This window comes from Mucilaginibacter glaciei, assembly GCF_014773245.1.
Lineage (GTDB): Bacteria > Bacteroidota > Bacteroidia > Sphingobacteriales > Sphingobacteriaceae > Mucilaginibacter > Mucilaginibacter glaciei.
Map to the genome: position 1 here is coordinate 1 of NZ_JACWMX010000007.1, position 21,481 is coordinate 21,481.

Here is a 21,481-nt window from a genome sequence, read left to right on the forward strand (position 1 = left end):
GATCTCTCCTCGCTATCGCTCGTTCGAGATGACAGTTGTTTTAAAACCTGTAGAGCGGAGTCAAAAAGTCGCTTTGTAAGAAGTAAACGCTTTACGGGGCAGGATGTGTTGAGGTAACTGTTCCAACAAATTGTCATTTCGAACGATAGTGAGAAATCCTCTAAGTCACGGATGCGAACTTTGCTTAACCAAGAAGATCTCTTCCCGCTATCGCTCGTTCGAGATGACAGTTGTTCTTAAAACTCGCGACGTGGCAATCTCAGCATATCCGCTTGTCCTCTTAGATTGCCGCGCTATCGCTCGCAATGACATGGGCGCTGATACTGCAGGTTTTCAACCCGTGGTATACACGACTTCAGCTTTCAGCTGAGCCGCTCAATCCCAAACTAAAAAAAATACAATTTCACAGAACCTCCCACCCATCTGCCCCGGAAAATATTATATTTGACAACCTTAAGCTCTGATTAATTATCCGTTCAATGAAGATCAAACAGCCCGGTTACGCTGTCTTACTCTTGTTGCTTTGTTGCATTACAACCGTTGGCCGGGCAAAGGCTAACCCGGTATTGCCGGCGGCTAAAAACGGCGTTATTGACCTGCGCAGCCAAACCTCTTTTCAGGAAGAAATTGAACTGAACGGCCAGTGGCAATTTTTCTGGCAGCAACTACTCAATCCCGGCCAAAAAGCAACGGGCAGCGGCGAATTGGTTAACTTCCCTTCTTTGTGGAGCAACCGCACGGTGAACGGTAAAAAGATGCCTGCTTTTAGTTATGCCACCTACCGGCTAACCGTCTTGCTCCCCCAAAATACCGTACCCCTGCGCGTGACGATGCCAGATGTATATTCTGCCTACCGCCTTTTCTTAAACGGCCAGGAGGTTGCTAAAAACGGGATGGTAAGCAAATCTGCCAATGGCTTTGTTCCCTACTGGGGCTACCGGGCATTCAACGTGCCGCCTAATACCGATACGCTTCACCTCGTTTTACAGATAGCGAATTTTGTACATAGCCGCGGTGGCATCAGCAAGCCGCTTATCATTCAGGATAAAGATACGATGTTATTAAACAGGCGCCGTGGCGAAGCGGTAGACCTGCTACTTACCGGTTGTTTATTTATGGGCGGGCTGTTCTTTTTAGGGCTATATCTGTTTGGTAACCGCGATAAGGCTATCCTGCTGTTCGCATTATACTCCATCGTATATTGCTACCGCATCATCGGTACAGATAATTATGTACTGCATACTATATTCCCGGATGTGAGCTGGTATATCACCACCCGGCTGGAGTACATGACTTTGTTTCTGGGCATCGGCTTGTTTGGCTTGTACACGCGTTACTTATGCCCCGATGATATTAATAAAAAGATTATCGGTACTATATGCTCGGTTTGTGGGGCATTCACCGTTGCATCCCTCCTGTTGCCGCCCGTATATTTCAGTCAACTGATTAACCCCTTCCTGGTTATTACGGTTTATTGCTTAGGATATGTGCCTTATATTTACGTTAAAGCATACCGCAAAAAACGGCCGGGGTCGGTTTATGCATTGGCCAGTTCGCTGGCTTTGATGATGGTATTTGCCATATCGTTGTTTCACTACTGGGGCTTTATCCCGCAGTTACAGTTTCTGAGCTTTTTGGGCTATGTGAGCTTCTTCTTCCTGCAATCGCTCGTACTATCGCACCGCGTATCATTCGAATTGAAGAAGGCGCGCGCACAAGCCGAGCAAGGTTTAATTGCCAAAAGCGAATTCCTGAGCACTATGAGCCACGAGATCCGCACACCGCTTAACTCGGTCATCGGGATGAGCCATTTGCTGCGTAAGAATAATCCGCGCGAAGATCAACTCGAACAACTGGATGTGATGATCTTCTCGGCCAACAACCTACTGGGAATTGTTAACGATATCCTCGATTATAATAAGATCGAGGCGGGGATGATCACCTTTGAGCAGATAGATACCGATATTACCGCCATTGCCCGCAATGTGGTTACCAGCCTGCGAAGCACTGCCGGGGATAAAGGAATTGAACTGAACTTGACTATCGACAGCACTTTACAGCATAAAGTATTGGGCGACCCGATCCGCATAGCACAGGTGATGACCAACCTGGTACACAATGCCATCAAATTCACCAAACAGGGAGCTGTAATGGTTGAATTGACTGTAAAGGAGCAGGACGAAACGCACATTACCCTGAGCTTTAGCGTCAAAGACACCGGTATAGGCATCTCCAATGCTAATCAGCTATTGATATTTGATCGTTTTACCCAGGCAGACTCGTCCACCTCACGTGGTTTTGGTGGTACAGGGCTTGGCCTGTCAATCAGCAAACGCATTTTAGAACTGCAAAATTCTACCCTCAACCTTACCAGCGAGGAAGGCGTAGGCTCGACGTTTTATTTTGACCAGACTTTTAAGAAGAGCGCAACAATTCAAGAAAGGACCAGTAGTACCGCCAACCTCCCTAACGAAGGGAAGGTATTTGAGGGCGTAAATATTTTACTGGTAGAGGATAATCCGCTCAATGTAATGGTAGCCCAAACATTTCTGCAGCGATGGGGTGCCCATATCGATGTAGCCGTAAACGGGCAGGAAGCTTTAAACAGGCTGGATACCGCTAAGCACCACCTCATATTAATGGATCTGCACATGCCCGTAATGGATGGCTACGAGGCCTCAAAAGCTATTCGCGCTAAAGGGATTCGGATCCCCATCATTGCACTTACTGCTAATTTGCCACAAGAAGTTGAGCAGCGGGTAAAGCAAACCGGCATTAATGATATTGTGGTAAAGCCTTTCCTGCCAGAGGAATTGTACCGGAAGGTGTTGCACCATGTTACCAAAAGCTAATTCGGCACAACCATTTTTGGGGGCTATTGTTAATTACACAACAAAGCAATGTTATTATGTCTGATATAGCCAAACGTTTCCCGCAAAACCCCCTGTTATCGCCCAAAGACCTGAAAGCATCCATCGAAGGCCTGCACATTGCATGCCTGCTTAACCCGGGTGCATTTAAATTTGAGGGCAAAACGTGGTTACTGGTTCGGGTTGCAGAACGGCCACAGCAGTCGGACGTGCAGATCTCGTTCCCCATCCTGACAGAAACCGGCGAGACAAAGATCATGGAAATTGCTTTGAACGATGCCGACCTTATTGCTACCGATACACGGGTAGTACGCTACAAAGGGGTAGATTATTTGACCACCCTGTCCCATCTGCGGTTATTATGCAGCGATGACGGTGTTAAATTCTACGAGCCGGATGGCTATCCCCGCTTGTTTGGCAAGGGACCACTGCAAACCTTCGGGATAGAAGATTGCCGGGTGACCAACCTGAAGGGCAATTTTTACCTCACCTTTACCGCTGTGTCTGACAGCGGCGTTGGTGTGGGTATGCGCACCACTACCGATTGGAAGACATTCGAATCGCACGGCATGATCCTGCCGCCCCACAACAAGGATGTAGCCATTTTTGAAGAGAAAATAAACGGGAAATATTACGCCCTGCACCGGCCAAGCAGTGTAGATATTGGTGGCAACTACATTTGGCTGGCCGAGTCGCCGGATGGGGTACACTGGGGCAACCACAAGTGTATTGTTAAAACCCGCGAAGGCCTATGGGACGGCGGACGTGTAGGTGCCGGTGCTGCGCCGATAAAAACAGAAAAGGGCTGGCTGGAAATTTATCATGGCGCAACCAAAGAACACCGCTACTGCCTGGGTGCCTTCTTGCTCGACCTGGATGAGCCGTCAAAGGTTATCGCACGCACCGATGGACCTATTATGGAACCAACCGAACCTTACGAGGTAAGCGGTTTCTTCGGCCATGTAGTGTTTACCAACGGGCACGTTTTGGAAGATGACGGCGATACGATTACCATCTATTATGGCGCAGCCGATGAGTTTGTTTGTGGTGCGCATTTATCTATCAAAGAGATTTTTGCGATAATGGGCGTGTGATATATTTAATTATAGGTATATATATTAAATTATTAAAACATATAATTAAATGTTCGGTTGATAAAGGACACTAAACTTCCCTCAGCTGATATGAATGCTTTATCTCCCTGGGCAATAGCTGCCTGCAATACTTTTGCCAATTTGAGCCTGCCTTGCCTTTACAACAGGCAAGTTGGCACCTATATGTACACTGTCTATTGTTCTGACGATTCCTTGTGGATCTCAGTCGAACGGCCTAAACAAGGGCGGATAGCATTTCGTGCTGCCTATTCTCCGGGTGGCGGCTTAAAAATAAAGCGAAAGTCTGAAACTGATAATGGCGTTACTATCCGTTTAAGTTCGGTCGTTGGGTCATTCAAAGTAGATATATCGTTTCCGGACGATGGCTTATTGCGCTATACGACATCTCTGAATCCAGAATCGGACCTTTTCATTCCTTTTTGGCCAAGAGATATCATAATCCCCGGGAGTAATGAACTTACAGATACAGAAGGTGATGTATTGTTAAGTCAGGTCGGCACCCGGTCGGGTGTGATTTATTTTAATAATACTAAACCAAAGTCCGGTTCGGTTTTGTATCTGCAAAATCTCACTGCCCTTGCAGATTATAACCAGCAAACCGAAACTTCTGCCGGTGATACGGTTGGGGGGCAGTGGCCCGAATTGGGATTTGCCTTACCTCCGGCGATAGACAAGCCTTTAGCCGCCGGAAAAGAAGTGATTATATCTGATGCAATAGTGGTGCTGAATGATGTAATTGCCGATAAAGAGGCTGCGGTAACAGAACAGTACCTAAATATGCTCGCACAGGCTTACATGCAGTTGCCTAAGCCGGATACTATTTATCAAAACTGGCCGGATGCGCTGGAAAAAGGCCTGCATGACCTGGTCGAAAGCTCGGGCTGCTGGTCGCAGATAAACGGGCATGAATACTTTAATGCCTACGTAAGCGATTACGCCACCCCGCCAGAAATTATGGTGCAACTGGCCGTTTTGCTCCCCTTAACGGATTATGAAGAATGGAGTGGCAACAAAGTGGATATTACTGATGGCACTAAAGAGGCCCTGTCAACTTTTTACGACGAAAAATTAGGTACTATAATGCGGTGGTTACCTGCTGTTGCCAATACGTTAGAAGGCGAAGAAGAGCAAAAAGAACCTATGGTGATGGATTCATGGTATTTGCATCATCCGCTATTGAACTTATCGCGATTAGCACTAAAAGGAGATGTTGTGGCGAAAGAGTTGTTCCTGAATTCACTGGAATTTGCCATTAAGGTAGCCCGTCATTTTGACTATGAATGGCCGGTATTTTATAAAATGGATACGCTCGAAGTGGTAAAAGCCGAAACCCAGCCGGGTAAAGGTGGCGAAAAAGATGTACCCGGTTTATACGCCCACATAATGTTACAGGCTTATGAGCTCACCGGTAAAAAGCGCTTTTTACAAGAGGCAGAAAAGTCGGCAAAAAAACTACAGGGACTTGGATTTGATCTTTTTTACCAGGCAAACAATACGGCATTCTCTGCGGGGGCGCTATTGCGGCTACACAAGATTACCGGTAAAAAGCTATACTTGGAGTTAAGTTACCTTTGCCTGGCAGGCATATTTAAAAACGTTCGGCTTTGGGATTGTAATTACGGATATGGAAAAAACTTCCCGTCGTTTTTCTGCCTGTTCCCGCTGAATGATGCACCCTACACTGCCGTTTATGAGGAACAAGAAGTATTTTGCGCTATTCATGACTATTTGAAACATGCAGAAGGTATCGAGATCCTTCCGTCCGTTTCCTTACTGCTGGCCGAATATGTTAAATACCTGGTAAACCGTGCCATTTACTATTATCCGACAATGTTGCCGAAAGACATGCTGTCTGGTGAGGTTAAAATGGGCGAAGTAGACCCCAACCTGTGGATAGCACTGGAAGACCTACACGATGGGTGGGAACAAAGCGGACAGGTAGGCCAAGAAGTATACGGTGCCGGTAACGCGTTTGGCATTTTACCGCGCCACTACCTGCGTATCCCGGATAAGAACTTTATGATCTATGTAGATTATCCTACATCACATTTTACCTACCGCAAGGGTGCACCTGTTACGTTTAACACTTTGGGCGACGAGCGTTTAACTACAAAACTCATGGTGGTTAAAATGGACAAGCACAAATTGCCAAAGTTCACCGTATCTATCAGTAATAGCAAAGAGTTGTTAAAAGGTGAAGAGACTAAAGAGGGCCACCTGCATTATGTGGTAAGTGGTAATCAAAAGATTAGGATCAGTTGGGAGTAATAAATGTTAATTAGGTTGCCTGGTGCCAAATTTCAATCCGGTACAATCGCGTGTATTGAAATGAAACTTTATCTTCGCTGCTATTATGGTACCCTGACATGGCTAAACCTCTACACCCAATTTACAACCTTCAATTCGCGTTGGTGTGCCTGAGCTCATTATTGTTCTCGGCGAGTTTTAACATGCTGATACCCGAGCTACCCGCCTATTTAAGCAGCATTGGCGGGGCTGAATATAAGGGGCTGATCATTGCGTTGTTTACGCTTACTGCAGGCATCTCCCGCCCATTCAGTGGCAGGCTGACAGATACAATTGGACGTGTGCCTATTATGGCGGTTGGCTCGATAGTTTGTTTTATCTGCGGTTTTCTTTACCCTGTATTGGGCACCGTTTCGGGGTTTTTGTTTCTGAGACTAATCCATGGTTTTTCTACCGGGTTTAAACCTACCGCAACTGCGGCTTACGTGGCAGATATTGTACCCCGCGAACGCTGGGGCGAGGCGTTAGGTTTTCACGGCCTGTGCTTTAGCACGGGCCTGGCTATCGGCCCGGCAATAGGGAGTACCATCAGGTTATACTTCTCGTTAAATGCGCTATTTTACACTTCTTCACTGTTCGCCTTAATGTCGATAGTGATATTGATGAACATGAAAGAGACCCTGCAAATCAGGCAGAAATTCAGCTTTGCCATTCTGAAGATCTCCCGCCGGGATATCATCGCGCCCGAAGTACTGCCCGCGGCGATAGTCACCTTTTTATCCTATATCGCTTACGGCGCCATCCTTACGCTCATCCCCGACTGGGGCGCACACTTAGGCATCGTTAATAAAGGCTTATTTTTTATGGTATTTACCATCGCCTCATTGGTTATCCGCTTTGTAGCGGGTAAGGCATCAGACAGGTATGGGCGCATCCATGTAATTAACACGGGTTTGGTGTTACTCGCTATATCTTTAACCATTGTGGGATATGCTGATACCTTTGCCGGGTTGATGGCGGGTGCAGCTGTGTACGGGGTTGCTACCGGTATCCTATCCCCCGCCCTTAATGCCTGGACGGTGGATATGAGCCATCCGGAATATCGCGGGAAGGCTATGGCTACGATGTATATTTCGCTGGAGGCGGGGATTGGATTAGGGGCATTATTGTCCGGCTGGTATTACCAGGATGTAATCGCCAGGATCCCGATGGTGATGTACGTAACGGCTGGTATTACTGTATTAGCACTTATCTATATGGCATTACGATCAAAGCGAAACAATAACCGTAATGCCGAAATAGTGTTGTAATTATTCTGAGGCTTCTTCGCCTTTTTCGCCCAGTTCTACAATATCTCCTTCTTTGAAAAGGATGGCTTGCAGGGTTTTACGCCATACCGGTTTTTGGCGAAGCAAAAACTCCAGGTCCATACCGAAGTGTTTAAATTCTTCGTGCTGTGCGTTTTGCATAATGGCTTTAGCCTGCGCGTCTTTCTCTACAGAAATGCGTTGCTCATACCAGTTGATCGCTTCGGCTTCTTCGCCAAGGGATACGATCATGCGTGCAAAGGTGCGGGTTTTGTCGCTCAGCTCATTGGCTGGCTCGTGATATTGATCAAATGCCATAGTATTTCTTTTTTGAGTATAAAGAAGCACTATGGCATTTTTGTTTTGGAGGGGGGATAGATAATCGGGCTAAACCCAATTATCCATATTACAGATGATAAATATTCTACCTTTAGGATAATCTTTTTTATGAAAGTTGATCATGTTACGCAGCTTAAAATAATACCTCAATCGTTCCGAATAAGATAAACTTACAAAAAACTGTCGGCGTTCTTCTTCGTCTTCTTCGAATGTGGTATTTAATTTAAACCGCTTCATGATATTTACAGCTAAAGATTATCGAACCAATCACTTTTGACTTCAACCGTTTCAGTGAGTTTAGTTGAAACACCCAATTTAAGTTCTTTCAACTTATCACAAAGAAGTTCGCCATCTATTAAATCAATTGGCGGCGCACCATCACGAGTTGCTTCTTTGATTGCTTCCCGTGTAAATGTTCCAGTCGTAATTACCAATCCTTTGTCAGCTCTCCCCTGCATTGCACCTCTAAAGTCTCTAATCTGGCTTGGTGAAACAGAACCCTTGTAACGCTTACATTGAAATATCACATGAAAACTTAAAAGGCCGCTGACCCGCACAATTCCCTTACCATCAATTCCGCCATCACCAACTTTACCTGTTACTTCAACTTGTGAAAATCCACTTTCACGTAGTATTCTTTGAGATAATCTTTCAAAGGCAGATGGGGTAATCTGATAAAGTATATTTAGCAAACGAGTTTTCCACTCTTCTGTATCTTCAACTTCTTCTTCTATTTCCTTTTTCGCTTGATTGACTTCTATAGATTTTTCCGGACTAACCTTTCCAAATTTTTCAATCGTTGATTTTTCTCTTACAAAACGTACAATTTCTGAATTATCAAGGTTAGAAACGTCTATATCTGCATTTAATAGAGCCCAGATTCCACGAGACGAGTTTTCAAGCAGGCCAAATTTTTTTAGATAAGTCCTGCTCCAAGCGAGTCGATAATCTACTTCTTTTCGAGTATCACTCTCACCGTGAGGCACTTGCAAAACTGCTTCGGAAATATTGGCGATTTCATAAACGAGATTATTAATTTCTTCTACTGACCCAGAACCACCGAGTTTGATTAAAGCTCTAACAACGGGAACTAATAGCTCATCGAATGACGGAACGGCAAGACTATATTTTTTCCTTGCCATCTATTATATCACCTCATTAATGCTCATTTCCCTCAACTCTTTCGGCTCGTTGGGGCGTCCATTCTTGAAGGCTTTGCGCGGGCTCAAGCCTAACAATTCAAACATGGCCATATCCTCATCAAAAGAAGGGTTTGGTGTGGTCAATAACTTTTCGCCGGCAAAGATGGAGTTAGCACCCGCCATAAAGCAGAAAGCCTGCTCTAAGGTGCTCATCTCGGTACGGCCGGCACTTAACCTTACCACGGTTTTAGGCATAATGATACGCGCCGTAGCGATCATGCGTACCATATCCCAAACTGATACCCGCGGCTGATCGGCCAAAGGAGTGCCCTTTACCGGTACCAATGCATTGATCGGAACGCTCTCGGGGTGCTTGGGTAGGTTTGATAAAGTTTTCAGCATCGAGATCCTGTCGGCAACGGTTTCGCCCAGGCCGATGATGCCACCACTGCAAACGCTGATCTTGGCTTTACGCACATGTTCCAGGGTTTGTAAACGGTCGTCATAAGTACGGGTGGTGATAATACGCTTGTAATCCTCTTCAGAAGTATCCAAATTGTGATTATAGGCATACAGGCCTGCATCGGCTAAACGTTGCGCCTGGCCCTCGGTAAGCATGCCCAGGGTGCAGCACACCTCCATATCCATCGCGTTAACGGCTTTCACCATATCAATCACTTTGTCGAAGTCGCGGTTATCGCGCACTTCGCGCCAGGCTGCACCCATACACAAACGGGAGGCACCGCCATTTTTTGCCTTTTGGGCAACAGCTATTACCTCTTCTTTAGGCATAATAGCATGAACATCAACACCTGTATTGTAACGCGCAGCCTGCGGGCAATAAGCGCAATCCTCAGGGCAGCCGCCTGTTTTTATAGAGATCAACGAACTGATCTGCACCTCCGAGTAATCCTTATTCTCACGATGAATGCTTGCAGCCCTGTAAACCAGGTCAAGCAATGGTGAGTGGTATATTTCTGATATTTGTTCCTGTATCCAATCGTATCTTACTTCTGTCATTAGTTTTAATTTTATATCGACTGATGTGTTTTTTAAATCTCGCTATTAAATGCAAAGATTAAAAGTTTATTTGCTAATTGTGTTGTATAATTAATTTTTCGCGCAAAGGCGCTAAGTCGCAAAGACTTAAAGATTATTTACTATTCTGGTAATACCCGTTTTTATAAGCGGCTCGTTAAAATCAATAAGCAGCCCAAGTTTACAGCGCGATAACTTTAAATAAGTTAAAACTTGTTTGGAATGAACCGGCAATATTGCTATAACTGATTTAAGTTCAACAATCACACGCTTTTCAACAATTAGATCAGCGCGAAAACCAATATCCATTTTGATCTCCTTCCATGATACTGGGATACCCTTTTGCTTTTCAACAAATAGCCCCTTACTTAGCAATTCGAAATACAAAATTTCCTCATAAACAGATTCTAACAACCCTGGGCCAAGACTGGAATGGATCTCAAAAGCTGCATTAACTATAATTTTAGCAATTTCATTTTCATCCATGCTCTTTACGTATTTGCGGGAATTAAAATCAATTATAAAAATTTAGAAATTTAATTTCATCCATTCACTTTGCGCCTTAGCGTCTTTGCGTGAAAATCACCTGCTAATCAATTTATAATAAAAACCTTGATGCCAGCCAAAGCGGCAATAAAAAGCCAATGCAATCTGTAAAGGTAGTGATGATGATGGACGATGCCACCGCAGGGTCTATCCCTACCCTTTTCAATATCAATGGAATGCCTGCTCCTGTTAAACCTGCAACAATTAAGTTGCCGGTCATCGCCAGGAATAGTACGACACCCAGCATAGGGTTCTTATCATAAAAAAAGGCAAAGAGCAATACGATCAACCCGTTACAAGCTCCATTTATCATCCCTACTAAAAACTCTTTTACTACGGTTTTATAGGCCTGCGCATCAGTAAGATCCGATAACGAGATACGCCTTACCGTAACAGCGAGTGCCTGCGTAGCGGCATTCCCGCCCATGCCCCCAATAATGGTTACATAGGCTACAATGATGGGTAACTGTTCTTCAACATAGGTAAACTGCCTGATAACCGACGCCGCTAAAAATGCCGTACCTAAATTAAGAACCAGCCAGGGCAAACGGCTTTTTACCGCATCCCGCCAATTACCACTCAACTCCTCGTCTTCAGATACACCGCTAATCTTCAGGATATCTTCGGTGTTTTCCTCTTCCATTACGTCAATGATATCATCAACGGTAACGCGGCCCAGCAACTTCATGCTGTCATCCACAACGGGGACGCTGGTTAGGTTATACTGCGAGATCAACCGGGCTACCTCTTCCTGGTCCAGATCGGCCTTTACATACACAAAGTCGGTATCTACCAGGTCGCTGATGCGAGCATCGCCGCGGGCTTTAATAATGGTTTTGATAGATACGATGCCTTTCAGGATGTCGTGATCGTCAACCACGCAAATGGTGTAAAACTCCTCCATCTCTTCCGACTGGCGGATGATCTCGTCTAAGGCCTCTTTCTTGTTCAGATTAATGTGCACCTTGATGATCTCGGAGTTCATCAAACCGCCGGCGGTATCCTCGTCGTAGCTTAACAGGGCGCGGATGCTGGTAGCATCCTCCTGGTCTATCTCCTCCAGGATCTCCTTCTGATCTTCCTCGTCCATCTGCGAGATCAGATCGGTCGCTACGTCATAATCCATCTCCTCAACAATCTCCGAACGTTTTTCGGGATCAAGGCCTGCCAGCAGGTCTTCCGGGTGCTCCTCCTCATCCATTTCCGAGATCACCTCAGATGCGATATCGGCAGGAAGGATGTTAATGATACGCTCTTTGGCCTCCTGTGGGAGTTTTTCAAAAAGCAAGGCAATCTCTGACGCGTGGTATTCGCTCAGAACCAACTGTAATTCAGCATCATCAGCATCAAGGGCTGTTTTGATGCGGAGCAGGTCGGTTTTGTCGATATCGAAGGATTGCATATCCGACTAAAATAGGGAAAATTAATCGTGTCTTAGCCGCTGTAGTTATAGAAAATCTTTAACCCTGCTACTTTATTCAGTTTACTCATCACCTGCTCTACCTGTGTTTTACGGATGCTGAGTTGGATGTCGCAATTCAGTTCAGATCGTTGTTCTATAATCTGTAATTGGTCTTCTTTAATGATGCGCATCACATCGTTCATTTGCAGGTACTCGAAAGTGAGTGTATAGATATCGTTAACCGTTTTTTCTATCACCTGCGCTTGTGCCAATGCTTCTTCGGTGGCTGCTTTGTAGGCATTTATCAGCCCGGGTACACCTAACAACGTCCCGCCAAAATAGCGTACCACTACTACCAAAACATTCGTAATGTTTTTAGATAGCAGTGTATTCAGTATGGGCCTGCCTGCGGTACCGGATGGTTCGCCGTCATCATTTACGCGGAACACCGAACGGTCTATCCCCAAGCGAATTGCCCAGCAGTGATGGTTGGCTTTAGGATGTTCTGCTTTAAGTTTAGCAACTATTCCCTTAATCTCGTTATCGGAATTTACTGGGTAAGCAAAGGCTAAGAATTTACTGCCACGGTCGCGGAAAATCCCTTCCGTTGGTTGGGCAATGGTTTTATAAGTATCGTCAAAAAGCATTAATATTGACTGTAGGTAATAATGATAATAGCAATAATGGCCAGCCCGATACCGATTTTATTTAAAAGGCTCAGGCGTTCATTAAACACAAATAAACCTACTACCGCCCCTACGCTGATGACGCCAATGTTCATGGCCGAAAATACCGCCGAGGGACTTGTGGATAATGCCTTATGCGCCTTTAAATAAAACAGGATATTGCCGAAATTTGCTACCCCCAATATCAGCCCGAAGGCAATGTGCGGCCAGACAATGCGTGTTTGTCTGGCAAACACGCGCACCAGCAGTCCGATAAATGCAATAACGAATGACAAGGAGTAGATCAGGAAAAGCGATGTGGTGTAAGGCACGGCGGTAAAGGCCGCAACTTTTTTAAACAGGATATCTATCGCGCCGAAGCCCAGGAAAACCACCACCAGATAGATCCAGGCATTGCTCAATACTTTACGGTTAGCGGTTTTCTTTTTCCAGGGAATTGAACATAATATAGCGGCAAAGCCAACCACTATCCCCACAATTTTTAGCGGACTTAAAGCTTCGTTAAACAGCAGGAACGACGCTATGATGGGGATGAATAAAGACAGCCGTTGGGCAACATCGGTCCGTACAATACCTACCACCCGTACCGACGAGGCCATTACCCAAAATACCAGCGGTAACAAAACCCCTACTGCCATGTAAATACCAATGGGGGGCTGCTGCAAATTTGCCAGCTGTGGTTTAAAAAAGAACCACGTAAGGCCAATAGCCATTGCGTAATTCCACGTAATGGCCTGGAAAATATCGATACTGTAGCGCCTTGCCAGTTTCAATAAAACCGACACAATCACACTGCAGCAAACACTTAAAAAAACGTATAACATTAACTTAGGTAGCTTATTTATTGTAAAAAACTTCCAGCGTATCTTGCCCTACCGGGCACTTGCCGCGGCTTGCTCCGGATACAACAGGTGCCTTTATGCCTTCATTCAAAACAGATGCGCCTGTAAAAATACGTGCTTCATCCCATAAACCATCGGCAATAAAGGTATTTAAAGTATGCGCCCCACCTTCGATAATTACCGATTGAATATCCTGCAGATACAATTGAAACAGAATATACTGCGGCACGTATCGGTCAAAATCTTCCAGGGCAATGTATTTTGTCTTGCCGTCAATATCGGTTTTAATTTTATTAAACACCAGCGTTTCAACTGTTTGATCATATATATTTAAAGTTCCAGCTAACTCCAGTTTGCGGTCGATAACAACCCGCTTTGGCGATTTCCCGTCCACCAATCGGACATTCAACTGCGGGTTATCGGCTAATACGGTGTTCTTACCTACCAATATGGCATCCTCATCTGCGCGCCACTGGTGTACTAATTTCTTAGCTTCGGCACCGGTTATCCAATGCTGGCTGCGATCTGCGGGGGCAAAAAATCCATCGGCGGTTTGCGCCCATTTTAAAATGATATAGGGACGTTGCTTTTGCACACGTGTAAAAAAACGGCGGTTTAGCCATTGGCATTGCGCTTCTAAAACGCCCGTAATAACTTCAATACCCGCGGCCATCAGCTTTTCTATACCCTTGCCGTCCACAGCGGGGAATGGATCGCGGCAACCTACAACCACCTGCGGGATGCGGTGCTTAATGATGAGATCGGCACAGGGCGGGGTTTTACCGTAATGTGCGCAAGGCTCTAAAGAAACATAGATAGTTGAATTTTTTAACAATTCGGCATAATTTTCATACTGCTCCATCACCCTTATAACGGCATTTACCTCGGCGTGTGCCTGTCCGTATTGCTGGTGATAACCCTCGCCTATTATAAGGCCGGCATGAACTATCACCGCGCCAACCATAGGGTTTGGGCTAACCCGGCCAGCGCCCAGCGCGGCCAGCTCGAGGCAGCGCTGCATATAAATTTCATGTAATGCCATTGTGCAAAAGTAGGTTTTATGTTACTTTGTTGCATGAAAACTATTAAGGATGTATTTCTGGCCTATCAGCAGGGATTAGGTTCGCTATATGATGCCCGCGAAACCGGCGCGATAACCTTAATGGTTTTAGAAGAATTAACCGGTGTTTCACGTGCGAAGATCAAAGCTTTCCCTGAGGATGATATACCTGCCAATGCTGGCGAAAAGCTTTCGGCTGTACTCAATGAACTTAAAACCGGCAAACCTGTACAGTACATTTTAGGCACTACCGAATTTTACGGATTAAACTTTTTGGTAAATCCCGCCACATTGATACCGCGGCCGGAAACAGAAGAACTGGTTGAATGGGCTTTGGAGGAAAGTAAAAAGTTAGAAGTTAAAAGTAAAAAGTTAGCTGTACTTGATATTGGCACAGGCAGCGGGTGCATTGCCATCAGTTTAAAAAAGAACCTACCGGATGCAGTAGTCTCCGCTCTGGACATCTCTCCCGGAGCTTTAAAAACGGCTAAACAAAACGCTGTGGTCAATGAAGTTGATGTATCGTTTATTGAAGATAGTATCCTCGACATCAAATCCGAAATTGAACATTCGAAATTCGATATCATCATCTCTAATCCGCCCTATGTAACATTAGAAGATAAGCTAAGGATGCATACTAATGTGACTGATTTTGAACCCCACTCGGCCCTTTTTGTACCTGAACATAATCCGCTGGTTTTTTACAAAGCCATCGCCGGTTTTGCGGCAGATCATTTGGAAAAGAACGGGTTACTATTCCTGGAAATCAATGAGAATTTTGGTAAGGAAACAGTTGAGCTATTAAACCATAAAAGATTTACTAACATTGAGTTAAGAAAAGACATGAGCGGACGGGATAGGATGATAAAGGCAAACCGCTGATTTCGATTGATTTTATTGATGACGTTGATTTTGATCAGCGAAATCAACTAATCATTTGAATCAACGGTCAATTACGCGGATGGAATTCTATAATCGTGCTCTTTAAATATTCCCTGTCCAGATGGGTGTATATCTCGGTAGTAGTAATGCTTTCATGGCCCAGCATTTCCTGCACGGCGCGCAGGTCGGCACCCCCTTCTACTAAATGCGTAGCAAATGAATGACGCAACGTATGCGGGCTGATATTCTTTTGCAGCCCGCTTAGTTCGGCAAGCTGTTTAATCACCATAAAAACGTAAACCCTGCTCAACCTGCTGCCCCGGCGGTTCAAAAACACCATGTCCTCCTCGCCTTTTTTGATGGGGAAATGAACGCGTATCAATTCTATCCAGATCTTAAGGGCCTTAATGGCTTCATTACCAATAGGCACCAACCGCTCCTTGCTCCCCTTACCAGTTACTTTTATAAATTCCACATCAGGGTCAAGGTAAAGGTTAGAGAGTTTAAGCTCCGTTAATTCAGATACGCGTAATCCGCAGCCGTACATTACCTCCAGCATTGCTTTGTTGCGTGCGCCCTCGGGTTTTGATACATCGATAGCCGCGATCATTTTATTGATGTCATGGATGCTTAAGGTATCCGGCAGTTTACGGGTTATCTTCGGGGTTTCTAATAATTCCGACGGATCGGAACTAATGTAATCCTCCATTAGCAGGTATTTATAAAAGGCTTTGATGCCCGAAATTATGCGCGATTGAGAAGACGGTATCATGCCCAGCTCTGCGACCCAGGTAATAAAACCCCTTAAATCCGATAAAGAAAATTCTGTAGGTGATTTTTTAATTATTTGTAATTCAGCATATTGATATAGTTTTTCTAAATCTTTACTATAGGCCTCAATAGAATTTGCTGCAAGTGAACGTTCCAGTTTCAGGTAAGTCTTAAATCCTTTAGTTGCGGGGGCCCAATTCAATCGATTTTAGTTTTAATGTTTTATACTTAAATTTGAACAAATGAATATACAAATTATAAACGGCCCAAACTTAAACCTGCTTGGCGTACGCGAAAAATCTATATATGGCAGTTCTGATTTTGAAAGCTACCTTTCAGAGTTGCAAAGTCATTTCACAAACATCACCATAAATTACTACCAAAGTAATGTAGAAGGTGAAATTATAAATAAGCTGCACGAAATTGGCTTTACGTTTGATGGCATAGTGCTAAATGCGGGTGCTTACACGCACACCTCCATCGCTATTGCCGACGCTATTGCGGCTATTAATACCCCGGTAATCGAAGTTCACATTTCTAACGTATATAAGCGGGAAGAGTTCAGACATCACAGCATGCTGGCGACAAGCTGCAAAGGTGTAATTGCCGGTTTCGGGATGCACTCTTACCGGTTAGGCATTGAAAGCCTGTTGCTGAATTACTAATATTATACGATACACTTCATTCGAAGTTAAACCTTCGAAATTCGAATTATATAAAATGAATAAAGTATTTAAAATAACACTCCCCCTACTGTTTATACTTACTTTGTTTAAAGCCGATGGTTTTTCTCAGGCAAAAAAAAAGAAAATGTCTGTTCGCGATTCGCTGCGGATGAGCATCCTGCGCCGAGATTCGATGATGCGGACGTTTAAAAAGTCGGATACTTCTATTAACAACCTGCTACAAAAGATTGAATATTACACATCATCATTCAATCAGATCAAAACCAGCCTGTCGCGCAATATAGATACGGTCGACATCAGTAAGCAACTACCATCATTTGAACGCCGGATAGGTTTGATAAAAACGCTGATAGATAACGATAAGTCGAGCACGCTGCGCTACCTCTACGCCATCCGGGATATCCTGACCCGGAGTGACGACCAGTTAGACATTTACCAGGAACGGCTTGCTGCCATCAACTCAAAATTGGTGCAAAACCAAAACGAGCTATCGTCAATGGACAAGGATTCGAGCCTGAAAATTGTACCTGCCGACAGCAGCCTGCTTACTACCTTCCTGATCCAGAAAATAGCGATAGATAGCAAGCATAAGCGACTGGATGCCAACAATAAAAAGATCTTACTTAAGATCGGGCTACTGCAAAACCGGATCTCTGCAGCATACATCTCCCTGCTCGATTTAAAAGACCAGATAGATATTAAGATCCGTGAATTCAGCATCCAGGCTTTAAGTAATGAAAACAACCCTATTTGGGTATTTGACACCGATACGACAAGTACGTTCCGTTCGGCTTTAGGTAAAACCGCTAATATGAACAAGCGGCTGCTTAACTTCTTTATAGGCCGCGATCCGCTCATCCATTTCGCGGGCGCCTTATTGTTTGGGTTATTCTTCGCCTGGATCTATTCAAACAGGCGCAGGGTTTTACGGGTAAAGGCGGCACCACAAGAAGTTTTCCGTCATACCAAATACGTCACCCTCTATCCAATAACATCTGCAATAATTGTAGCATTTGCCATCGTTCCCAACTTTTATGACCATCCGCCGGTTGTGGTGCAGGAAATATTTTTTACTGTATTGACAGCAGGGATATTGCATTTGGTAAAACGAACATGCCCGCCTATTCAGTTTAAATATTTAAATATCTTATTTTGGCTTACGGCTGTTTATAGTTTCAGCAATTTATTCGTAGAAGTATCCAATACCGATCGCGTTATCGTATTATTATCATCATTAGCTACAGCTATCAGCAGCGTATGGTATCACCGCGAGGTGAAGAAGAAACCCGAAGAATACCTTCCCTATACTATTCCTATCATCCGGGTATTCATAGGGCTGCTTATTATCTCTATTTTATGTAACGTATTTGGCAGGGTCACCCTGTCTAAAATCATCAGTGTAACGGCGGTTTATAACCTTTGGCTGGCACTGGGTATGTATTACCTGGTCCAGATCCTCATGCAAGCCCTGTTCATGCAACTGGAGGCAAATAAGGATAGCAGCGCCATAAGTTCGTTTATTGATTTTAAGATGCTGCAAAATAAGTTCAGGAGCATTTTATCTATAATGGCGGGCGTGCTATGGGTGATCATGCTTACCCAAAACCTGAGTGTTGAGGACGCAGTATTCAAGTATATTCGAAACTTCCTCACAGAGTCGCGCAGTTTGGGCGGCACCAATACCCAGTTTACCTTTCAAAGTATTATCATCTTCATCGCTGTTATCTGGTTCTCATCAGTAGCGGCACGTATTATCAGTTACCTGTACGAAGTTGCCGGGAAACATGCCAATGATATGGATGTACTGAAAAAGAAGAATCGTACATCTACCCTGCTCATCAAAATGGCCGTGTTTGCTATTGGCTTTTTGTTGGCTGTAGCGGCTTCGGGCTTCCCGCTTGATAAGATCACTATCATTATCAGTGCGTTCGGTATCGGTATCGGTTTCGGCTTGCAGAACATAGTAAACAACCTGGTGTCGGGTTTGATACTGGCCTTTGAAAAACCTATCCAGATAGGTGATATTATAGAAATAGATAACCGCTCGGGCACTATCATGGAAATTGGCATCCGCAGCAGCAAGATTGCTACCGCCGATGGCGCGGAAGTAATTATACCTAACGGAGACCTGATATCGCATCATGTTGTTAACTGGACATTAAGCAACAACAACCGACGGATCGAGCTGATCATTGGGGTAGCATACGGATCGGACGTTGAGAAAGTGAAAGCACTTTTAACCGACCTGCTGAATAATAGCGAGGATATTATGGACAACCCTGCCCCGCTGATATTTGTACATAACCTTAATCAAAATTCGGTGGACTTCCGCCTGTTATTTTGGGCAGCGGATATAAACAACTGGCTCTCGTTAAAAAGCACCATCCTTACCGATATTTATATGATGTTTGATAAGGAACATATCGAAATACCATTCCCGCAAAGCGATATCCACCTAAGGCTTACAGACGACCAGCAAAGCCTGCTTTTTAACAATAAAAAGAAGAAGCACAAAAAAGTAGCCCATGATGGTAAAGTGCCCGACATAAGCGACTCCAATTTGCCAGATGCTAATAGTGCAGGTCCCGTTGCTCCAGATCAGTAAACTTATTCTTTTTACCTACAAAGAAATCCCAAACAATGCTGCGGCTGTAGGTGCCGGTTTGGGTTTGAGAATTGAGATGTTTGATGCTGGATTGAGCTTCTTTCTGACTGGCGGACTTTCTGTCTTTCGGACTAAAAATCTTCCGCACAAAATTCTGATGAGCACGGCTTACCGCCCAGGCATCCTTGCGTTTGCCTTCCATTAAAAAGCGGGTAAGTGCCAGCAGGTCCATAAAAAAACGGATTGTGATAACCCAAAATGCTTTCCAAAACGGCAGGTTGTTTTTGAGCAACAATAAGTTATTACGGAAATTGAGATAGGTTTTAAAGGGGTTCTCCGCATTTAAAGTTCCGCCCCCAACGTGATAAACCTGGCTTTGCGGGCAATAAACCACTTTATAACCCATGTTTTTTAAGCGCCAGCAAAGGTCAATTTCCTCCATATGGGCAAAAAAACTTTCGTCAAACCCACCCGCCAGGTCCCAGCATTTCTTTTTAATGAACATTGCCGCACCCGATGCCCAAAAAATTTCGCCTGCCTGCTCGTACTGGCCCGTATCTGCCTCTATATCAAAGAAAATGCGCCCGCGGCAAAATGGGTACCCATATTTATCAATAAAGCCGCCGGCAGCACCCGCGTGCTCAAAATAATCTTTTTGAAGGAATGATTTGATCTTAGGTGCTGCCGCAGCAATCAATTCATCACTTTCCATTTGGGCAATTACGGGTTCTATCCAACCCGGTTCCACTTCAACATCGGAGTTGAGCAGGATATAGTAGTCGGCCTCCACTTTGGCCAGCACTCGGTTATAGCCGCCGGTAAAGCCGTAATTATCGTTATTTTCAATAATGGTTATAGACGGATAAACGGTACGAACGAAAGCAATAGATCCGTCAGAAGAACCGTTATCGCCAACCACAACCTCCAGGTTAGGCCAGGTTGATGCCAACACCGATGGCAAAAAATCACGAAGGTATTTAAGGCCGTTCCAGTTTAAAATCACTACGGCAACTTTGGGTGCTTGCATCATTTATTCATATCCTCGGGCTTGAATTTCCACCGGCGGTGGCTCCAAAGCCAGTATTGGGGGGTTTCTTTTATCTGTTTATCCAGGTACGCTACATGCGTGTTGGTAATTTCGTATTGGGCGGTCTCTTTCGGGTTTTCAATTAGCGGTACCAGCGTGTAGGTATAATAGCCGCGTTTTATCCGCTCTATCCGGTAAAATACTACCACGGCATTAGTCATTTTAGCAATTTTTTCTATCCCTAAAAAAACGGCTGTCGGCTGGTTTAAAAAGGTGGTGAAATAAGTTATCTCATGCCGTACGGGTGTTTGGTCTGATGCTAAAACACTTATCGTGAGTTCGTCCTTTAAAGCAATCATCGTACGCAGCGTTTGTTTCATCGTAACCATCATGGCGCCAAACCTTGCTCGCTGCTTGTTCAAAAAAGCATCGAACGTTGGGTTGGTAAGCGGCTTGTATACAATAATTGTTTTGTTAGGCGTAAGCCGCCCAAAGGCCAATGCCGCCATTTCCCAGTTGCAATAGTGCCCTGCAGCTGCAATAATGCTGCGGTTTTGTGCAAAGTAGTGGTCAACAATTTCGGGGTTGGTGATCCGCATGCGGGTAAGCAGTTCCTTTTCACTAATGCTGATCATCTTAAAAGTTTCCACCAGCAAATCGGCCATGTAATGAAAATATTGCTTTGCTATTTTAATACGCTCTGCTTCGCTTTTTTGCGGGAAGGAATTTCTTAAATTATCGGCAACCACACCCCTACGGTATTTGATAACATAGTAGATTATGAGGTACAAAAAATCGGACACGAGATATAAAAACCAAAACGGCAGTAACGAAAACAGGTACCAAAAAAATATACCCGTGTAATTCACCACCTTTTTTAACATTATTTTAACCAATTTTGCCACAAACATAAAAA

At 44.6% G+C, this 21,481-nt stretch carries 19 protein-coding genes; 7 read left to right on the forward strand and 12 right to left on the reverse strand.

Annotated elements, in window-relative coordinates; all coding sequences use genetic code 11:
- Nucleotides 1-479 precede the first annotated feature (479 nt).
- From IDJ76_RS16255 to IDJ76_RS16270, 4 genes are all read left to right on the forward strand, one after another.
- A complete protein-coding gene (locus IDJ76_RS16255) occupies nucleotides 480-2,852 on the forward strand; it encodes an ATP-binding protein (RefSeq protein ID WP_191164480.1) in 2,373 nt (790 codons plus the stop codon).
- Between the two features lie 56 nt (nucleotides 2,853-2,908).
- Entirely contained in the window at nucleotides 2,909-3,964 is a 1,056-nt protein-coding gene (locus IDJ76_RS16260) for a glycoside hydrolase family 130 protein (RefSeq protein WP_191164482.1), read from the forward strand.
- A gap of 90 nt (nucleotides 3,965-4,054) precedes the next feature.
- Nucleotides 4,055-6,253 (forward strand): hypothetical protein, encoded by a 2,199-nt coding sequence (locus IDJ76_RS16265; protein ID WP_191164484.1) that lies wholly within the window; start codon nucleotides 4,055-4,057, stop codon nucleotides 6,251-6,253.
- A 98-nt stretch (nucleotides 6,254-6,351) separates the two neighbouring features.
- Nucleotides 6,352-7,542, forward strand: coding sequence for an MFS transporter (locus IDJ76_RS16270; protein WP_191164487.1), 1,191 nt, complete (start codon nucleotides 6,352-6,354; stop codon nucleotides 7,540-7,542).
- Here the strand turns inward: IDJ76_RS16270 and IDJ76_RS16275 are convergent, their stop codons facing one another.
- The 9 genes from IDJ76_RS16275 to ribD form a co-directional block, all read right to left on the reverse strand.
- Nucleotides 7,543-7,857, reverse strand: coding sequence for a ferritin family protein (locus IDJ76_RS16275; protein WP_191164489.1), 315 nt, complete (start codon nucleotides 7,855-7,857; stop codon nucleotides 7,543-7,545).
- A 69-nt stretch (nucleotides 7,858-7,926) separates the two neighbouring features.
- Nucleotides 7,927-8,115 (reverse strand): hypothetical protein, encoded by a 189-nt coding sequence (locus tag IDJ76_RS16280; protein WP_191164491.1) that lies wholly within the window; start codon nucleotides 8,113-8,115, stop codon nucleotides 7,927-7,929.
- 11 nt (nucleotides 8,116-8,126) lie between these two features.
- Nucleotides 8,127-9,020, reverse strand: coding sequence for a restriction endonuclease (locus IDJ76_RS16285; RefSeq protein WP_191164493.1), 894 nt, complete (start codon nucleotides 9,018-9,020; stop codon nucleotides 8,127-8,129).
- Nucleotides 9,021-9,023: 3 nt separating this feature from the next.
- Entirely contained in the window at nucleotides 9,024-10,040 is a 1,017-nt protein-coding gene (gene bioB / locus IDJ76_RS16290) for a biotin synthase BioB (RefSeq protein ID WP_191164495.1), read from the reverse strand.
- A gap of 126 nt (nucleotides 10,041-10,166) precedes the next feature.
- Nucleotides 10,167-10,544: a GxxExxY protein gene (locus IDJ76_RS16295; RefSeq protein ID WP_191164497.1), complete on the reverse strand. Its 378-nt coding sequence runs from the start codon at nucleotides 10,542-10,544 to the stop codon at nucleotides 10,167-10,169.
- A gap of 112 nt (nucleotides 10,545-10,656) precedes the next feature.
- On the reverse strand, nucleotides 10,657-12,006 hold the full coding sequence (gene mgtE / locus IDJ76_RS16300) for a magnesium transporter (RefSeq protein ID WP_191164499.1): 1,350 nt from the start codon (nucleotides 12,004-12,006) through the stop codon (nucleotides 10,657-10,659).
- Nucleotides 12,007-12,038: 32 nt separating this feature from the next.
- On the reverse strand, nucleotides 12,039-12,653 hold the full coding sequence (locus IDJ76_RS16305; RefSeq protein WP_191164502.1) for an IMPACT family protein: 615 nt from the start codon (nucleotides 12,651-12,653) through the stop codon (nucleotides 12,039-12,041).
- A complete protein-coding gene (locus IDJ76_RS16310) occupies nucleotides 12,653-13,516 on the reverse strand; it encodes an EamA family transporter (RefSeq protein WP_191164504.1) in 864 nt (287 codons plus the stop codon). The genes IDJ76_RS16305 and IDJ76_RS16310 overlap by 1 nt, the downstream gene beginning before the upstream one ends.
- A 13-nt stretch (nucleotides 13,517-13,529) precedes the next feature.
- Nucleotides 13,530-14,576, reverse strand: coding sequence for a bifunctional diaminohydroxyphosphoribosylaminopyrimidine deaminase/5-amino-6-(5-phosphoribosylamino)uracil reductase RibD (gene ribD, locus IDJ76_RS16315; protein ID WP_191164506.1), 1,047 nt, complete (start codon nucleotides 14,574-14,576; stop codon nucleotides 13,530-13,532).
- 33 nt (nucleotides 14,577-14,609) lie between these two features.
- On the opposite strand from ribD, the gene prmC reads away from it, so the two are divergent.
- Nucleotides 14,610-15,476, forward strand: coding sequence for a peptide chain release factor N(5)-glutamine methyltransferase (gene prmC / locus IDJ76_RS16320; RefSeq protein ID WP_224746370.1), 867 nt, complete (start codon nucleotides 14,610-14,612; stop codon nucleotides 15,474-15,476).
- A gap of 67 nt (nucleotides 15,477-15,543) precedes the next feature.
- On the opposite strand, the gene xerD is transcribed toward prmC, so the two are convergent.
- Entirely contained in the window at nucleotides 15,544-16,449 is a 906-nt protein-coding gene (gene xerD / locus IDJ76_RS16325; RefSeq protein WP_191164510.1) for a site-specific tyrosine recombinase XerD, read from the reverse strand.
- Nucleotides 16,450-16,489: 40 nt separating this feature from the next.
- Between xerD and aroQ the strand changes: the two genes are divergently transcribed.
- Entirely contained in the window at nucleotides 16,490-16,912 is a 423-nt protein-coding gene (gene aroQ / locus IDJ76_RS16330) for a type II 3-dehydroquinate dehydratase (protein ID WP_191164513.1), read from the forward strand.
- Between the two features lie 55 nt (nucleotides 16,913-16,967).
- Nucleotides 16,968-19,538 carry a mechanosensitive ion channel family protein gene (locus tag IDJ76_RS16335; protein ID WP_191164515.1) on the forward strand — a complete coding sequence of 857 codons (2,571 nt, stop codon included), beginning with the start codon at nucleotides 16,968-16,970 and terminating at the stop codon, nucleotides 19,536-19,538.
- Here IDJ76_RS16335 and IDJ76_RS16340 read toward each other — a convergent pair.
- Both IDJ76_RS16340 and IDJ76_RS16345 read right to left on the reverse strand, forming a co-directional pair.
- The gene (locus IDJ76_RS16340) at nucleotides 19,504-20,565 is read right to left on the reverse strand and encodes a glycosyltransferase family 2 protein (RefSeq protein WP_191164854.1); all 1,062 of its coding nucleotides are present in this window, start codon (nucleotides 20,563-20,565) and stop codon (nucleotides 19,504-19,506) included. The two genes, IDJ76_RS16335 and IDJ76_RS16340, sit on opposite strands and share 35 nt — an antisense overlap.
- Complete coding sequence (locus IDJ76_RS16345) at nucleotides 20,565-21,476, reverse strand: lysophospholipid acyltransferase family protein (protein WP_224746371.1); 912 nt, start codon at nucleotides 21,474-21,476, stop codon at nucleotides 20,565-20,567. The genes IDJ76_RS16340 and IDJ76_RS16345 overlap by 1 nt, the downstream gene beginning before the upstream one ends.
- Between the last annotated feature and the right edge of the window lie 5 nt (nucleotides 21,477-21,481).

What these genes read in the sequence shown, in the direction of transcription:
- IDJ76_RS16285 (WP_191164493.1), bottom strand. Translation starts at nt 9,020, where the DNA reads ATGGCAAGGAAAAAATATAGTCTTGCCGTTCCGTCATTCGATGAGCTA.
- IDJ76_RS16335 (WP_191164515.1), top strand. Translation starts at nt 16,968, where the DNA reads ATGAATAAAGTATTTAAAATAACACTCCCCCTACTGTTTATACTTACT.
- IDJ76_RS16340 (WP_191164854.1), bottom strand. Translation starts at nt 20,565, where the DNA reads ATGCAAGCACCCAAAGTTGCCGTAGTGATTTTAAACTGGAACGGCCTT.
- aroQ (WP_191164513.1), top strand. Translation starts at nt 16,490, where the DNA reads ATGAATATACAAATTATAAACGGCCCAAACTTAAACCTGCTTGGCGTA.
- ribD (WP_191164506.1), bottom strand. Translation starts at nt 14,576, where the DNA reads ATGGCATTACATGAAATTTATATGCAGCGCTGCCTCGAGCTGGCCGCG.
- mgtE (WP_191164499.1), bottom strand. Translation starts at nt 12,006, where the DNA reads ATGCAATCCTTCGATATCGACAAAACCGACCTGCTCCGCATCAAAACA.
- IDJ76_RS16280 (WP_191164491.1), bottom strand. Translation starts at nt 8,115, where the DNA reads ATGAAGCGGTTTAAATTAAATACCACATTCGAAGAAGACGAAGAAGAA.
- IDJ76_RS16255 (WP_191164480.1), top strand. Translation starts at nt 480, where the DNA reads ATGAAGATCAAACAGCCCGGTTACGCTGTCTTACTCTTGTTGCTTTGT.
- prmC (WP_224746370.1), top strand. Translation starts at nt 14,610, where the DNA reads ATGAAAACTATTAAGGATGTATTTCTGGCCTATCAGCAGGGATTAGGT.
- IDJ76_RS16260 (WP_191164482.1), top strand. Translation starts at nt 2,909, where the DNA reads ATGTCTGATATAGCCAAACGTTTCCCGCAAAACCCCCTGTTATCGCCC.
- IDJ76_RS16270 (WP_191164487.1), top strand. Translation starts at nt 6,352, where the DNA reads ATGGCTAAACCTCTACACCCAATTTACAACCTTCAATTCGCGTTGGTG.
- IDJ76_RS16295 (WP_191164497.1), bottom strand. Translation starts at nt 10,544, where the DNA reads ATGGATGAAAATGAAATTGCTAAAATTATAGTTAATGCAGCTTTTGAG.
- IDJ76_RS16275 (WP_191164489.1), bottom strand. Translation starts at nt 7,857, where the DNA reads ATGGCATTTGATCAATATCACGAGCCAGCCAATGAGCTGAGCGACAAA.
- bioB (WP_191164495.1), bottom strand. Translation starts at nt 10,040, where the DNA reads ATGACAGAAGTAAGATACGATTGGATACAGGAACAAATATCAGAAATA.
- IDJ76_RS16305 (WP_191164502.1), bottom strand. Translation starts at nt 12,653, where the DNA reads ATGCTTTTTGACGATACTTATAAAACCATTGCCCAACCAACGGAAGGG.
- IDJ76_RS16345 (WP_224746371.1), bottom strand. Translation starts at nt 21,476, where the DNA reads ATGTTTGTGGCAAAATTGGTTAAAATAATGTTAAAAAAGGTGGTGAAT.
- IDJ76_RS16310 (WP_191164504.1), bottom strand. Translation starts at nt 13,516, where the DNA reads ATGTTATACGTTTTTTTAAGTGTTTGCTGCAGTGTGATTGTGTCGGTT.
- IDJ76_RS16265 (WP_191164484.1), top strand. Translation starts at nt 4,055, where the DNA reads ATGAATGCTTTATCTCCCTGGGCAATAGCTGCCTGCAATACTTTTGCC.